Origin of the sequence: Chryseobacterium bernardetii (assembly GCF_003815975.1) — a bacterium.
GTDB classification, from domain to species: domain Bacteria; phylum Bacteroidota; class Bacteroidia; order Flavobacteriales; family Weeksellaceae; genus Chryseobacterium; species Chryseobacterium bernardetii.
Genome location: NZ_CP033932.1, coordinates 1,419,059 through 1,432,256 on the forward strand (window position 1 = coordinate 1,419,059; position 13,198 = coordinate 1,432,256).

13 protein-coding genes are annotated in these 13,198 nt (G+C 35.9%); 6 read left to right on the top strand and 7 right to left on the bottom strand.

What is annotated here, in order from left to right; translation table 11 throughout:
- Window positions 1-65 precede the first annotated feature (65 nt).
- Together msrB and EG339_RS06610 are read left to right on the top strand one after the other, a co-directional pair.
- A complete protein-coding gene (msrB, locus tag EG339_RS06605; protein ID WP_123872625.1) occupies window positions 66-593 on the top strand; it encodes a peptide-methionine (R)-S-oxide reductase MsrB in 528 nt (175 codons plus the stop codon).
- A 129-nt stretch (window positions 594-722) separates the two neighbouring features.
- Window positions 723-1,481: a murein L,D-transpeptidase catalytic domain family protein gene (locus tag EG339_RS06610; RefSeq protein ID WP_123869443.1), complete on the top strand. Its 759-nt coding sequence runs from the start codon at window positions 723-725 to the stop codon at window positions 1,479-1,481.
- 27 nt (window positions 1,482-1,508) lie between these two features.
- Here EG339_RS06610 and EG339_RS06615 read toward each other — a convergent pair whose 3' ends face one another.
- Both EG339_RS06615 and EG339_RS06620 read right to left on the bottom strand, forming a co-directional pair.
- Window positions 1,509-2,876: a sensor histidine kinase gene (locus EG339_RS06615; protein ID WP_123869445.1), complete on the bottom strand. Its 1,368-nt coding sequence runs from the start codon at window positions 2,874-2,876 to the stop codon at window positions 1,509-1,511.
- Window positions 2,873-3,559 (bottom strand): response regulator transcription factor, encoded by a 687-nt coding sequence (locus EG339_RS06620; RefSeq protein WP_123869447.1) that lies wholly within the window; start codon window positions 3,557-3,559, stop codon window positions 2,873-2,875. Before EG339_RS06620 ends, EG339_RS06615 begins: the two co-directional genes overlap by 4 nt.
- A gap of 239 nt (window positions 3,560-3,798) precedes the next feature.
- On the opposite strand from EG339_RS06620, the gene EG339_RS06625 reads away from it, so the two are divergent.
- The 3 genes from EG339_RS06625 to EG339_RS06635 are packed head-to-tail and all read left to right on the top strand — an operon-like array spanning window position 3,799 to window position 6,058.
- Window positions 3,799-5,127 carry a hypothetical protein gene (locus EG339_RS06625; protein ID WP_123869448.1) on the top strand — a complete coding sequence of 443 codons (1,329 nt, stop codon included), beginning with the start codon at window positions 3,799-3,801 and terminating at the stop codon, window positions 5,125-5,127.
- A gap of 12 nt (window positions 5,128-5,139) precedes the next feature.
- A complete protein-coding gene (locus EG339_RS06630) occupies window positions 5,140-5,559 on the top strand; it encodes a Dabb family protein (protein WP_164465416.1) in 420 nt (139 codons plus the stop codon).
- A 19-nt stretch (window positions 5,560-5,578) separates the two neighbouring features.
- Window positions 5,579-6,058: a cupin domain-containing protein gene (locus EG339_RS06635; RefSeq protein ID WP_225717189.1), complete on the top strand. Its 480-nt coding sequence runs from the start codon at window positions 5,579-5,581 to the stop codon at window positions 6,056-6,058.
- A gap of 166 nt (window positions 6,059-6,224) precedes the next feature.
- On the opposite strand, the gene EG339_RS06640 is transcribed toward EG339_RS06635, so the two are convergent.
- The 5 genes from EG339_RS06640 to EG339_RS06660 all read right to left on the bottom strand — a co-directional run bounded on the left by EG339_RS06640 (window position 6,225) and on the right by EG339_RS06660 (window position 11,983).
- The gene (locus EG339_RS06640; RefSeq protein ID WP_164466419.1) at window positions 6,225-7,856 is read right to left on the bottom strand and encodes a glycosyl hydrolase family 28-related protein; all 1,632 of its coding nucleotides are present in this window, start codon (window positions 7,854-7,856) and stop codon (window positions 6,225-6,227) included.
- Between the two features lie 282 nt (window positions 7,857-8,138).
- The gene (fabF, locus tag EG339_RS06645) at window positions 8,139-9,380 is read right to left on the bottom strand and encodes a beta-ketoacyl-ACP synthase II (RefSeq protein ID WP_123869453.1); all 1,242 of its coding nucleotides are present in this window, start codon (window positions 9,378-9,380) and stop codon (window positions 8,139-8,141) included.
- Window positions 9,381-9,567: 187 nt separating this feature from the next.
- Entirely contained in the window at window positions 9,568-10,836 is a 1,269-nt protein-coding gene (locus EG339_RS06650) for an acetyl-CoA C-acetyltransferase (protein ID WP_123869455.1), read from the bottom strand.
- Between the two features lie 10 nt (window positions 10,837-10,846).
- Window positions 10,847-11,452 carry a TetR/AcrR family transcriptional regulator gene (locus EG339_RS06655; protein ID WP_123869457.1) on the bottom strand — a complete coding sequence of 202 codons (606 nt, stop codon included), beginning with the start codon at window positions 11,450-11,452 and terminating at the stop codon, window positions 10,847-10,849.
- A gap of 114 nt (window positions 11,453-11,566) precedes the next feature.
- Window positions 11,567-11,983, bottom strand: a complete 417-nt coding sequence (locus tag EG339_RS06660) for an OsmC family protein (RefSeq protein WP_123869459.1) — start codon at window positions 11,981-11,983, stop codon at window positions 11,567-11,569.
- 249 nt (window positions 11,984-12,232) lie between these two features.
- Between EG339_RS06660 and EG339_RS06665 the strand changes: the two genes are divergently transcribed.
- Window positions 12,233-13,111 (top strand): AraC family transcriptional regulator, encoded by an 879-nt coding sequence (locus tag EG339_RS06665; protein ID WP_123869461.1) that lies wholly within the window; start codon window positions 12,233-12,235, stop codon window positions 13,109-13,111.
- Window positions 13,112-13,198 lie beyond the last annotated feature (87 nt).

Below are 13,198 nucleotides of genomic sequence, written 5' to 3' on the forward strand. Positions count from 1 at the left end.
CTAAATTTGGTTATCAAATCATCCAATCACTTTTGTGGCCAGAAAATACTTAATTAAAATTTATGATGAGATTTTTATTTTCACTCATTATATTAATTATTCTGCATGGGTGTTTACAGAAACCGCAACCTATTAAAACCAATTCTATGAACAATACAGAAGCAAAAAACAATCCATATTACTCAAGAACCGATACTGCAAAGCTGAATATTTCTAATGATGAATGGAAGAAAATTCTGGCTCCGGATCTTTATGCTATCTCAAGGGAAGCCGCTACAGAAAGAGCTTTTACCGGAAAGTATAATGATTTTGATGAGGTAGGAGACTACTACTGTGCCGTTTGTGGCAATCATCTATTCCGTTCCACTTCAAAGTTTTCAAGCAGCTGCGGATGGCCAAGCTTTTTTGAGGCTGATAAAGAAGGCGTGTATTATAAAAGAGATCAGACTTATGGAATGGATAGAGTAGAGGTCCTTTGCAAAAGATGCGACTCCCATTTAGGACATGTTTTTGATGACGGTCCAAAGCCTACCGGGTTAAGGTATTGTATGAATTCTATTAGCCTGGAATTTGTGGCTGATTCACAAAAATAATGCGCTTTATTTCACAGAATCAGGACGTTAAAGTTTCTTAAATTCAGTTAAACTTTGTAGATTTATAAGTGGCTGATAGCGATGTTTTTATAATTTTGCCCCACTAATTTGGAACTAATATATTATTGAATGAAAGGATTTTATGGCGTAATAGGCCTTGTTTACATGGTGACAACTTCATTCTACATTTCTCCAAGAGCGGTGGTAAAGAATGAAAACGTCAACATAACGAAGACGGAAAGAGTAACTGACACGAAATCTGAGAAGAATACTGCTGCAACAGTATCTTCATCAGAAGCATTATACAAATCAATTGAATTTGATCCCGAGCATGAACTGAACTATGAAGTGTTTTCCAAAGCATTAACAGGATTTGAAAATCTCAAAAAAGCAGGATTGCTTACGGATGAATCGCACTTATTAACCGTTTGCGATTTTTCTATGTCTTCCAATACTAAAAGACTTTGGGTGATTGATCTTAATGACAAAAAAGTATTGTTCAACTCACTCGTTGCCCACGGTAAAAATACAGGCGAAGAATTTGCCACGAATTTTTCTAATACGGAAAGTTCGCGGCAGAGCAGCATAGGATTTTATATCACGGATGCAACATATCAGGGAGATAATGGGTATTCATTAAGATTGCTTGGAATGGATAAAGGGTTTAATGATGCTGCGTATAGGAGAGCCATCGTAATGCACGGAGCTGATTATGTGAGCGAAGCATTTGCTGCTGTGCATAAAAGAATCGGGAGAAGCTGGGGGTGCCCGGCAGTACCCAGAGAGCTGTCACAATCAATGATTAATACGATAAAAGGAAGAAACTTATTGTTCATCTATTATCCTGATCAAAACTACCTTTCCTCCTCGGAATGGTTAAAAGCATAAGAAAAAGCAGTCGTTCAGACTGCTTTTTTATTTTTTTGAAGGAAAATTGATAGTAAATATACTTCCTTTGAAAACCTTAGAATCTACCTCAATGGTTCCTCCATGAATTTCCACAATTCTTTTTACAATAGAAAGCCCAATCCCGTTTCCTTTTTCAAAACTTTTATTGGAGCCTCTGTAAAACAATTCAAAAATTTTTGAAAGATCCTCTTCAGATATGCCTATCCCATGATCTATGAAACGTATTTTTATAGATTGACTTTTAGCTTCGATCTCTACACGGCAGCTTTTATCCTGGGAATATTTACAGGCATTTTCCATAAGATTAGAGAAAGCAACCTGGAGCAGGTAAGGATTGCCGTATCCGTCATAACTGCTTTCCTCTTCGTCATTGCTTATATAGTTGATGCCAATTTTATAATTTCCGTTTTTTTGCAGCAATCCCAGTTTAGCTTCTGCTAAAATTTCATCCAGGCGAAGATTAGAAAAACTAATCTGTGATATATCGTAGCTGGCCCTGGCAAAATCTAAAAGTGCTGAAGACAGTTCTGAAGCATCATTAGCATCCTGGAGAGCATTATCAATGGAAAGTTTATAATCATCCAAAGTTACGTTCAGTTCTTTGGCAAGTTCCAGCTCTGCGATAAGCGTGGAAAGTGGTGTCCTAAATTCATGGGTAATAGTTGTAACAAATTGTTTGTGATTGTTAAAGGACTTTTCCAATCTGTTAAAAGTAGAATTAAATGTTTCGGTAAGTTCGTAAATCTCATCTTTAGCCTTTGGGATATCAAGACGTTTGTTGAGATTATGCTCTGAAATATCGCGGATTTGAAGGATAATATCTTTTAAAGGCTTTAAAGTATAATATGAGAAAAGAAATCCAATGATAAATATAACGATGATAGAACAGATATAAATGATCATAATATCTTTCTTAAATTCCGAGATGTGAGCATTTCCTGTTACATCCACAGCACTGCCGATAATATAATAATCTTCTCCCGATGATTTGAACTTAATGGCAATATACTGCCGGTCACCCTGCTGCCAGAATATTCTGTTTTTGCTGGATCTAATGATCTTATCGAGATATTTTTCATTGCTTTTCAGCGGCGGAATATCAGTAAATGTCAGTTGCTTTCTGCTGTTGTAAACACTGATATCTGCCTCATTCAATAATTTTTGGTTCCGTTGATGCAGCTCACGGATCTTTTCATTACTGATCCGGGCATCAAAGATAAATTCAGAGCGCCAGATTACTTTGTAACCCAAACGATCGTTAAATTCATCCTCCCTGTTTTTTTCAGAGACTACATACAGAAGATAAGCAAACATAAAAAGAATACCTGCTGTAAGGATAGAATAATTTAATGCTGTTCTGGTTGCTATTTTCATAATTGCGAAGCGAAAATAAATCCTACTCCCGGTTTGGTATGAATAAGTTTAGTGTCAAAATTCTTATCAATTTTCTTCCGTAAATAAGCGATGTAAACATCAATATAGTTGGTTCCGGTATCAAAATGATTTCCCCAGACATTATCGGCAATTTCTTCACGCGTAAGAATTCTTTCTGCGTTGCTCACAAGAAAAACCAACAGTTTGAATTCTTTCGGAGTAAGTTCTATTTCCTTACCATTTCTGAAGACACGGTTAATTTTTTTATTGATCTTAAGATCATGATATTCCAGATCGGAAAGGTAAGTTTCCCTGTTTTTGTTTGAGCTTCTCTGAAGAATAGCTTTTATTCTTACAAAAAGTTCTCTTATTTCAAACGGTTTCACCATATAATCATCTGCTCCGGCATCAAACCCTTCTACTTTTTCATCAATTGTCCCTAATGCTGTAAGCATAATAACGGGTAAATCAGGATATTTTTGTTTAATGAATTTACACAGATCTATGCCGTTCATTTTAGGAAGCATAATATCTGTGATAGCCAAATCAAAAGTTAATTTATTAAGCAGAACAACAGCGTCTTCTGCATCTTCTGAAATATATACCTGATAATCCTGGCTTTCCAGGCCTCTCTTTAACAGGCTTGAAACACGTGAATTATCTTCTATTATTAAAATTCTCATAAGGAAATATTATGGAGTTTGATGGCTGATATTCAGTTCAGTATTTTGTTTTTAAAATATTGATTTCCAGATTGCCTTAAGTCCTTTACAAAGGTATTTCTTATTTTCTTTTTTATAACAATGGTTTATCTGTTTTAATAGTTTTCTATAAGGTTTCTAATAGATTTCTAATAATGGTCCCGGCTTTCCCTATCTAATTTTGCCCTGTTGAAATCAACAAAAGATTAGAACAGAAAAATATGAAGACAAGATCTTTCAGAACCGGAATCGCTTTGTTTGCCCTATTGGGAATGATGGGGAAATTAGAAGCTCAGAAAAAAAATGACTTTAATAACCCAGGGTTGACGCATTATTTTAATGATGAACATTCACGATACATTTCCCTGAGTGGTTATGCTGAATTGTGGGCAAGATATACTCAACTGAATCCAGGAAGCCTTATCAATAACGAAGCTAAATCAGATGTTTCAGACCTTTCTCTTCGAAGAGTCCGTGTCAAAATGACGTACAAGCCAACTGAAAAATTAATGTTTGTACTGCAGGGAGGAACTACCAATGTGAATGCCAATGCAAAAGGGAGTAATTACTTTGACCTATTGGATGCTTATGCAGAGTATGATTTCAGTGATAAAATAGCTTTTGGAGCAGGGCGCTCTACCTGGAGAGGACTTTCAAGATTCACCACAGGCCCTTTGAATACATTACTGTATGATTTGCCGGCTTATGCAACATCCAACGCAGGTGCTACTGATTATACCGTGCGTGAACTCAGTGCATATATTAAAGGGCAACTGGGTAGATTTGATTATCGCTTGGTGGTTGCAGATCCTTACACAATGGCAACTTCAGATCCTAAATTTAATGTAGCCACCTTCAGCAAAAATTCTCCGGGTAAAGATTTTTCAGGCTATTTCAGGTATGCTTTTTTTGATAAAGAAAATATTTCAACTCCTTTTAATTCAGGAACTTATGTGGGAAAAAAGAATGTGTTGAGTTTAGGGGCCGGTTTTGATTATATTCACAATGCGTTATGGCATCAGGATGCTGCCAAAAATACGGTGAATGACGATATGAAGAGCTTTGCTGTAGACTTATTTTATGATGCGCCTTTAAATAAAGAGAAAGGAACTTCAGTAAGTGCTTACGGAATGGCAATGCATAATGACTATGGCCCTAATTATATCCGTTACGTAGGAACAAACAATCCGGCAACAGCAGTAGATGTTACCCAGGCCAGCCTCAACGGTGCCGGCAATGCAATGCCTGTAATCGGGACGGGGAATACGTATTATGTACAGCTGGGAGGAACGCTTCCTTATTTAAATAAAGAAAAGAAAAATCTGCAGCTTCAGCCTGCTGTTGGAGTGCAGCTGTCTGATCTGAAAGGGCTTCATGATAATGCGGTAGTGTATGATGCAGGAATATCACTACTGATGAACGGAATGTCTTCACGACTAACCTTTGATGCTCAAAATAGACCTGTCTATACGAATGACCCTTCAAATAACGCTGTTGTTTCAGACAGAAAATGGCAGTTTGTCCTTAAATACAGAATTGATTTTAATTAAAAATACATGGTCATGGAAAGAAGAAAATTTTTATTCAGGTCAGTACAGGCTTCAGCTTTGTTACTTATTTCCGGGAATATGTTTGCATCTGCTTTACCCATGTTTAATCCCATAAAAAAGAAAAAGATGTACTTCCATTATTTATTATTCTGGCTGCGGAAAGATCTTTCAGAGTCAGAGGTTAAAGAATTTGAAAATTTTTTTGAAGGTCTTAAAAAGCTTCCTTATCAGAAAAACCTCCGTTACGGAAAACCGGCAGCGTCAAGCCCACGAAATGTTTTGGATAATACATTCACGTACAATGCTTCCATGGAATTTGATAGCCTGGAAGAACTGGAAGCCTATGGAAAGCTTCCTGAACATCTTGCGCTGGTACAAAAATATAAACCATTCTTTGAGAGAATGTTAGTTCACGATACTGTATATAATTAAAAATAAAATTAAATTTATAATGAAAAATATCATTAAAGGGCTTAGCCTTGTTTTAGTAGTAAGCACCGTAGGATTTATGAATGGACAGCATAAAGATCATAAAAATGTAAGCGTAACTGCGGAAACTTCCACAGAGTTTATTCCTGCCATAAGGTTAATAAATAATCCGGATGGCTCTTGTACCTTCGAAAAAGGAAAGATTCCAACGCTTAAACATATGAATACAACTACTTTCTGGATGAGTAATAAGACTGAAGAATGGGAAAAAAATGCCCATCCCGCTCCCAGAAGACAGTATGTTATTACCATTAAAGGAAATATCAGATTTAAAGTAACAGACGGCTCCACATTTATGATTAAACCGGGAGTTGTACTTCTTGCCGAAGACCTTAAAGGAACCGGGCATAGCTGGGATATGGTGAAAAGCAAAGAATGGGAAAGGTTGTACATTCCTATTTCAGAAAATGCCGATGACTTTTTCATACGTGATGCTGAATAATTCTTAATAGAACTCTTAAAGAGTATATAGATTCGTTATGTTTTGAAGCAGCTAATTATTGGCTGCTTTTTTATGATACGTGTTTAAATTAAAATAAAAACCAGAACAAATTTTGCTCTGGTTTTGATATTTAATCTTACTAATTAAAATATAGAAACAAGTTTATTTACGCTGGATTTCCATTTGAATCTACCCAATCTGCTAAATTATTTTTCTTGAAAATAGGTTTATTAAGCTGTGTATCAAAATAAGCCATACCTGTCACTGAGCCGTTAGGATCTTTATCAACAGTGTTTCCAAATCTTTTGATACCAAGCAAAGATCCATCATTTTCTAACCAGAAACTTCCGTTCCAGGATCCAACTCTTCCATTTTTAATCAGAATATCATTTACAAAAACCTTAGTTGGTGCTTCCTGAACATAGGGTCTGATTTGATTGCGTCTATTTCTTTCAAATTTTTGATTGGCAGAATCTGCTAGACCGATAGGCATATTATAAATAAGACCATTATTTATATATGAATTTTGAAAGTCTTCGTGATTATCATCAATAAATCTTTCTAAATAACCCTCAAGTAAAAATTTGAAGACGTTATTTTTTGCCTGCGGATAAAACTTAAATCTGATTGGCGGTATTTTATTATCTGCTTCTAAATACGTGTTGGATTCAAATAAATTTTCAGAAGCAAATTCTTTAAATACAGCTACTCTGAATAATGGAAAATCAGGTGTTGTTTGATGAATACCAGCGCCATTAAAATAGCACCCTCGTACGATATTCCCAGACACAAAATCATCAAAAATGATATTCTGTAAATCTGCTTCAAAATAGGATTCACTAATCGTATTGTTCTTGCAGCTTGCACCTTCAAAAATGATACTGGAAGATGACGTATTAAGATAATTTAAAGGATCATTAATTGTTGGGGAGCTTAGATACTTTGCGATATTTTCTTCGAAAATACAATTCCTAATCCAGTTGCTGAAACTATTTTTAAGATGAATACCCCTTGAATTCTTTCTGAACTCACAATTGTCAAACAAAATTGTTGTACACATATTTCTGGCCTCAACACCTACAGCATTAGTCGTAAAATAACAGCTTCTTAACGTTTGATAATAAGTACCGTCATACAAAACTCCATATCCTTCAAACCCTTTGATGAATAAGTTATTGAGTTCTACTCTCAGCATTTTAGAAATCAGTATTCCTGTTTTGTCTGGTTTAAAACCATTAGGTTTAGCACAAAACTTATCAGGATCTTCATCGAAATATTTTCCTCCCAAGGATAAATCTCTGATTATTGTTTTTCCTGTTTGTTCATGGAAGGCATCTAAATTTGTTTTAGATTGTAGAATCCTTAACAAAGGTTTATCTATATCAGCAATAATAATAGAATTCAGAGAACTTTCACCATATAAGTAACCGCGCAAAGGAAGATAGAATGTATCTGTAACTTTGAATCTTCCATTGGGAATATAAATTGAAGAAATAGGAACATTTCTTTTTCTTTGTTCAAAAACAAAATCTGAAATTTTATTAAATGCGCTGGTGTCATCTGTTACTCCATCTCCCTTTGCTCCAAACCATTTTATATTCAAAGATGTTTTATTAAAAACAGATTCACGAGCATAATAAACATTTGCTGCTTTTTTTCTGAAAATAATTCCATCAATAAGGTCGGACTCATTGGTTGATATGTCTGTTTTATCAAGCCATTGTGTAACTTTTATATAGTTAACAATTTCATAGGTAAAACTATCCAATAATGTAATTACATCTGGGTAATTGGTCAAATTTGGGCAATTTGATACAAAGAAATCTTCTGTTGTCGTTAAGTTTAAGTTGTATATCATTTTTTCTGTTTACACGATTGTTTTGTAAATTCTTGCAAGAAATTTTACTAAAACAAAAGTATTGACGGATAGCGACAAACGAAGTCGTATTATAATTAATTTTTTAAGATTTTCTGAATTAGGAAATGATAGATAGAAACTAATTTAAAGGTTATTCTTAAGACAAAATAAAAATCCCTGTGCAAAAGCACAGGGATTAATAATTTATTTTTTATTTCAGGGCTATCTGAATTTTTTGAAAACTACAGTTGCATTGTGGCCTCCAAATCCAAAGGCATTACTCAATGCGAAATTGATGTTTCTTTCTTTCGCCTCACCAAATACAATATTGAGATCCTTGGGAATACTCTCATCAATCTTGTGAAGATTAATGGTTGGAGGAATAATCCCATTCTCAATAGCCTTAATAGAAAGAATTGCTTCCACTGCTCCCGCAGCACCTAATAAGTGCCCGGTCATGGATTTTGTAGCGCTGATATCAAGATTTTTACTTCCTTTAAACGCTTTATTGATGGCTGCTAATTCAATTGTATCTCCAATTGGTGTAGAAGTAGCATGTGGATTAATGTAATCAATATCTTCCATATTGGCTCCTGCTTCTTTCACTGCCACCTGCATTGCTTTAATAGCTCCAATACCATCAGGATGAGGTGCTGTCATATGGTATGCATCTGCAGTCATTGCTGCTCCGGCTATTTCAGCATAGATTTTTGCTCCTCTTGCTACAGCATGTTCGTATTCTTCAAGAACTAATGCCCCAGCGCCTTCTCCCAGTACAAAGCCATCTCTGTCTGCATCATAAGGACGGCTTGCTGTTGCAAAATCATCATTTCTTGTGGACATGGCTTTCATAATAGAGAAACCGCCAATTGAAGCCGGGGTAACTGCAGCTTCTGAGCCGCCACTGATGATCACTTTTGCTTTCCCGAGACGGATGTAGTTGAAAGCATCCATTAATGCTGTATTTCCTGTTGCACAGGCAGAAACTGTTGTGTAGTTGATTCCCCGAAGTCCATATTTCATGGAGATCATTCCTGAAGCCATATTGGCAATAAACTTGGGAACAAAGAACGGATTAAAACGTGGAGTACCATCGCCATTGGCAAAATCCATTACTTCCTTTTCAAAAGTCCACATTCCGCCCTGTCCTGTTCCCCAGATCACTCCTGAATCGAAAGGATCCATATTTTCAAGGTCCAAACCGGAATCCTGTATAGCTTCTGCAGAGGCGTACATTGCATATTGTGTGAAAAGGTCACTTCTTTTGATTTCGTTGTGGGTAAGATGTAGTTTTGGATCAAAACCTTTTACCTCACAGGCAAAGTGTACCTTAAATTTTTCTGAATCGAAATGAGTGATTAGCCCTGCTCCGCTCACTCCGTTAATACTGTTTTGCCAAAATTCTTCGACATTATTTCCCAAGGGTGTCACGGCTCCCAATCCTGTAATGACAACTCTTTTCATATTAGTTGATTGTTTAAAACTGATTAGATTTTATGAGGCAAAAGGTTTTTCCCCATATTTATTTCACTACTTTTTTTATCATTCTGTTTTCCGTTTGCAATATTATCATTTTTCTTTCGCTGCAGACGAATAAACAGGTATATTATTTATAGCATAATGAATATTTCTATGTAAAAATAGTTGATTACTACTTTTCCAAGATCATTGTTATACCTTGTCCACGAGCTGCACAGATCGAAATAAAGCCTTTTCCGCTTCCTTTTTGGTTCAGAAGTTTGGCTAATGTGGCTATTATCCTTCCACCTGTTGCTGCAAAAGGATGGGCAGCTGCCAGGCTTCCGCCTTTTACGTTCAATTTGTCTCTGTTGATCTTTCCAAGGGCCTTTTGTAATCCGAACTGTTTGGCCAGATCATCATTTTCCCAGATTTTGATAGTAGCCAGAACCTGAGCGGCAAAGGCTTCATGTATTTCATAATAATCAAAATCCTCAAGATTCATTCCCGCTTTTTCTAACATTCTTTCTGCCGCAAAAACAGGAGCCAATAGTAGATTCTGTTTGTTTTCTACGTATTCTATTCCTGCAAGTTCAGAGAATGTGATATAAGCCAGGATAGGAAGACCATTATCTTTTGCCCATTCTTCACTGGCTAATAAAACAGCGGAAGCACCATCTGTAAAAGGTGTAGAATTCCCTGCTGTGAGCGTTCCATTTTGTTTATCAAAAGCCGGTTTTAACTGAGATAATTTTTCAAGGCTGGTATCGCGACGCAGATTATTGTCATTATCAAGGCCGAAAGCAGGCGTTATCATATCCTCAAAAAATCCCTCATCATAAGCTTTCGCCATATTCTGATGACTTCTAAAAGAAAGCTGGTCCTGATCTTCTCTTGAAATGTTGTAGAATTTGGCCGTTATTTCTGTATGTTCTCCCATCACAAGACCTGTTTTAGGTTCCTGGCCTTTATAAGGAACAGGCATCCAGTCTTTGAGTTTTGGATCTAATAGCTGTTTGAGTTTTCCAAATGCAGATTTCTCTTTATTGGCTTTTAGAAGCGCCCTTCTCAATCGGGGAGAAGATTCGAAAGGAATATTGCTCATTGCTTCTACACCACAGGCAATACCACTTTCTATTTGTCCAAGGGCAATTTTATTCCCGATATAGATAGCCGCTTCAATTCCTGTATCACATGCCTGCTGAAGATCGCATGCGGGAGTAGCAGGGTTCAGAGAGGTATTCATTACGGTTTCCCTGATGAGGTTACTCTCAGAGATATGTTTGATAACCGCACCGCCGGCAACTTCTCCAAGTAATTTACCTTTTAATTGATAGCGGTCTATTAGCCCGTTCAGGGCAGCCAGTAAAAGATCCTGGTTCCCTTTTTCGGAATAGGCGGTATTCATTCTGGCAAACGGGATTCTGTTGTATCCTACAATAGCCACTTTTTTTGTTTCCATATTATTTAATTTATGATGGAAGAATTGTGAGTTCCTGATCGATCATATCTTTGACCTTATCCAAAGCCTGATTCAGAAATTTTTCATCATCCATAGTTTTTGAAAGCAAAATTCCGCCTTCTATGAGCATGATAAAAAGTGAAGCATACTCATCAGCTTTCGCCGAAGATTTCAGTTCACCGTTTTTCTGTCCCTGAATAATGACTGCTGTTATCTTTTCCGTCCATACTGTAAATGATTTCTGAACATACTTTTTAAGCACAGGAAAAGAATCATCAGCTTCTGTGGCAGCATTCATCAGTGGGCACCCTCCATTTGAAAAGACTGAGCGCCAGTTTTTCCTGTAGAATGCTACAAAAGCATGGAGTTTTTCCGTTGAGGTTGGATACTGATCACCAAGTGAATGGCTCATTACCTTACTCAGCAGGCCTGCATTGTATTTATATACTTCAACGGCTACCTCATCTTTATTCTCAAAGTTTCCATAAATACTTCCTTTGGTGAGCCCGGTAGCTTGAGTTATATCTGAAAGGGATGTAGCATTATAGCCTTTGGTATTGAACAAAGCTGCTGTTTTCTCAATGATAAATTGTTTTGTCTTTTCTGCCTTTGACATTTTAAATACTTAAGTACGATGCAAATATACAAAAATATACCAAACGGTATATTTTATTTTAAAATTAAGTCTGAGAACTTAAAGGATCCCAGACTTATTGTATAAAATATCTCCTTAAGCTAAAGTGGCATTCAAAGTGATTTCAAAATTGAATGCTGCGCTTACAGGACATCCTTCCTCTGCGATCTTGGCATATTTCTGAAAATCTTCTTCAGAAATTCCAGGAATTTTTGCCGTAAGGGTTAATTCAGACTTTGTAATTTTTCCAATGCTCGGGTCAAGGGTAATTACCGAAGTGGTGGTTAATTCTTCAGGAGCGTAACCTGCCTGGGAAAGTTCAGCACTTAATTTCATGGTAAAGCATCCGGCATGGGCAGCGGCCAGTAATTCTTCAGGATTGGTACCCACACCATCTGCAAAACGGCTGTTAAAAGAATACTGAGTCTGGTTTAAAGTAGTGCTTTGCGTAGTGATATGTCCTTTTCCTTCTTTAATTGTACCGTTCCAAACGGCTGTTGCGTTACGTCTCATACTGTTGGATTTTGATTAATATTAATTGATATTGATGTAAAAATAATTCCATGATGAAAATTATCCTGTATAAAGATACAAAAAAGCTTTATTTGAGGCAGATTAAATTGTATAAACCGGATTTTATTCTGAGATGCATATCAAAGCTGGGTAAAAAAAACATCAAATATGTTTTTACATTGATATTATTTTATCAAATTTACAAATATTTGTACTGCGACCGGTATTATAACTTTTTAAACAGCCTGTATGAACTGCCTGGAAAATATTCTTAGAGAAATAACTCCACTATCTCCTGAGGATAGTTTTCTGGTATTTGACAGGATTAAAGAGTCTTTTGATTTTCCCTATCATTATCATCCGGAAATAGAAATTAACTTCGTGTACAAAGGTAAAGGGTATCGCAGAATGATCGGAGATCATACAGGTGAAATTGGAGATATAGAATTAGTGTTAGTTGGCCCCAATTTACCTCATTGCTGGGCAAATTATAGATGTAAATATAAAAAGACCCACGAAATTACCATACAGTTTAATCAGGACTTTTTTAATCAGACGCTGATGCAGAAAAATATCCTGAAACCTATCAATAATCTTATTAAAGACTCAATCAGGGGGATCTTATTTTCTAGGGAAACCGCTGAAAAACTAAAAGATTCGTTTCTCAATCTGTCAAAAATGAACAGTTTTGAATCCTTTATAGAAATTATGAAGATTCTTAATGAACTGGCTGTTGCAGAAGATAAAGTACTTTTATCTTCCTACAGTATTGATTCCGAAACTTTTGATGATAATGATAAAATGAAGGTAATCCATGACTTTGTCCATAAGCATTTTGAAAATAAAATCACCCTGGACAACGTAGCTTCACTGGTCAATATGAGTAATGTAACCTTCAATAGATTCATTAAAAAAAGAACAGGAAAAACATTTATCAATTACCTTAATGAAATCCGTATAAGCTATGCTGCCCGGTGGCTGATGGAAAAGAATCTTACTGTTTTTGAAATTGCTTTTGAGGCCGGATTTAATAATATTGCAAACTTCAATAAAGTTTTTAAATCTATTAAAAAGACCACTCCAACCGAGTTTAGAGAACAATTTAAGGGAGTGAAGAAAATAGAATAATATCTTCCAGTTATTTACAAACTTATCAATCATAATCCTTTAAAAACAATTATATTTTTCCTATCCAAGCTTGAAAAATTACAAATA

Excerpts from the sequence above, each read along its gene's own strand:
- msrB (WP_123872625.1), top strand. The coding sequence starts at position 66 with ATGAGATTTTTATTTTCACTCATTATATTAATTATTCTGCATGGGTGT.
- EG339_RS06610 (WP_123869443.1), top strand. The coding sequence starts at position 723 with ATGAAAGGATTTTATGGCGTAATAGGCCTTGTTTACATGGTGACAACT.
- EG339_RS06615 (WP_123869445.1), bottom strand. The coding sequence starts at position 2,876 with ATGAAAATAGCAACCAGAACAGCATTAAATTATTCTATCCTTACAGCA.
- EG339_RS06620 (WP_123869447.1), bottom strand. The coding sequence starts at position 3,559 with ATGAGAATTTTAATAATAGAAGATAATTCACGTGTTTCAAGCCTGTTA.
- EG339_RS06625 (WP_123869448.1), top strand. The coding sequence starts at position 3,799 with ATGAAGACAAGATCTTTCAGAACCGGAATCGCTTTGTTTGCCCTATTG.
- EG339_RS06630 (WP_164465416.1), top strand. The coding sequence starts at position 5,140 with ATGGAAAGAAGAAAATTTTTATTCAGGTCAGTACAGGCTTCAGCTTTG.
- EG339_RS06635 (WP_225717189.1), top strand. The coding sequence starts at position 5,579 with ATGAAAAATATCATTAAAGGGCTTAGCCTTGTTTTAGTAGTAAGCACC.
- fabF (WP_123869453.1), bottom strand. The coding sequence starts at position 9,380 with ATGAAAAGAGTTGTCATTACAGGATTGGGAGCCGTGACACCCTTGGGA.
- EG339_RS06650 (WP_123869455.1), bottom strand. The coding sequence starts at position 10,836 with ATGGAAACAAAAAAAGTGGCTATTGTAGGATACAACAGAATCCCGTTT.
- EG339_RS06655 (WP_123869457.1), bottom strand. The coding sequence starts at position 11,452 with ATGTCAAAGGCAGAAAAGACAAAACAATTTATCATTGAGAAAACAGCA.
- EG339_RS06660 (WP_123869459.1), bottom strand. The coding sequence starts at position 11,983 with ATGAGACGTAACGCAACAGCCGTTTGGAACGGTACAATTAAAGAAGGA.
- EG339_RS06665 (WP_123869461.1), top strand. The coding sequence starts at position 12,233 with ATGAACTGCCTGGAAAATATTCTTAGAGAAATAACTCCACTATCTCCT.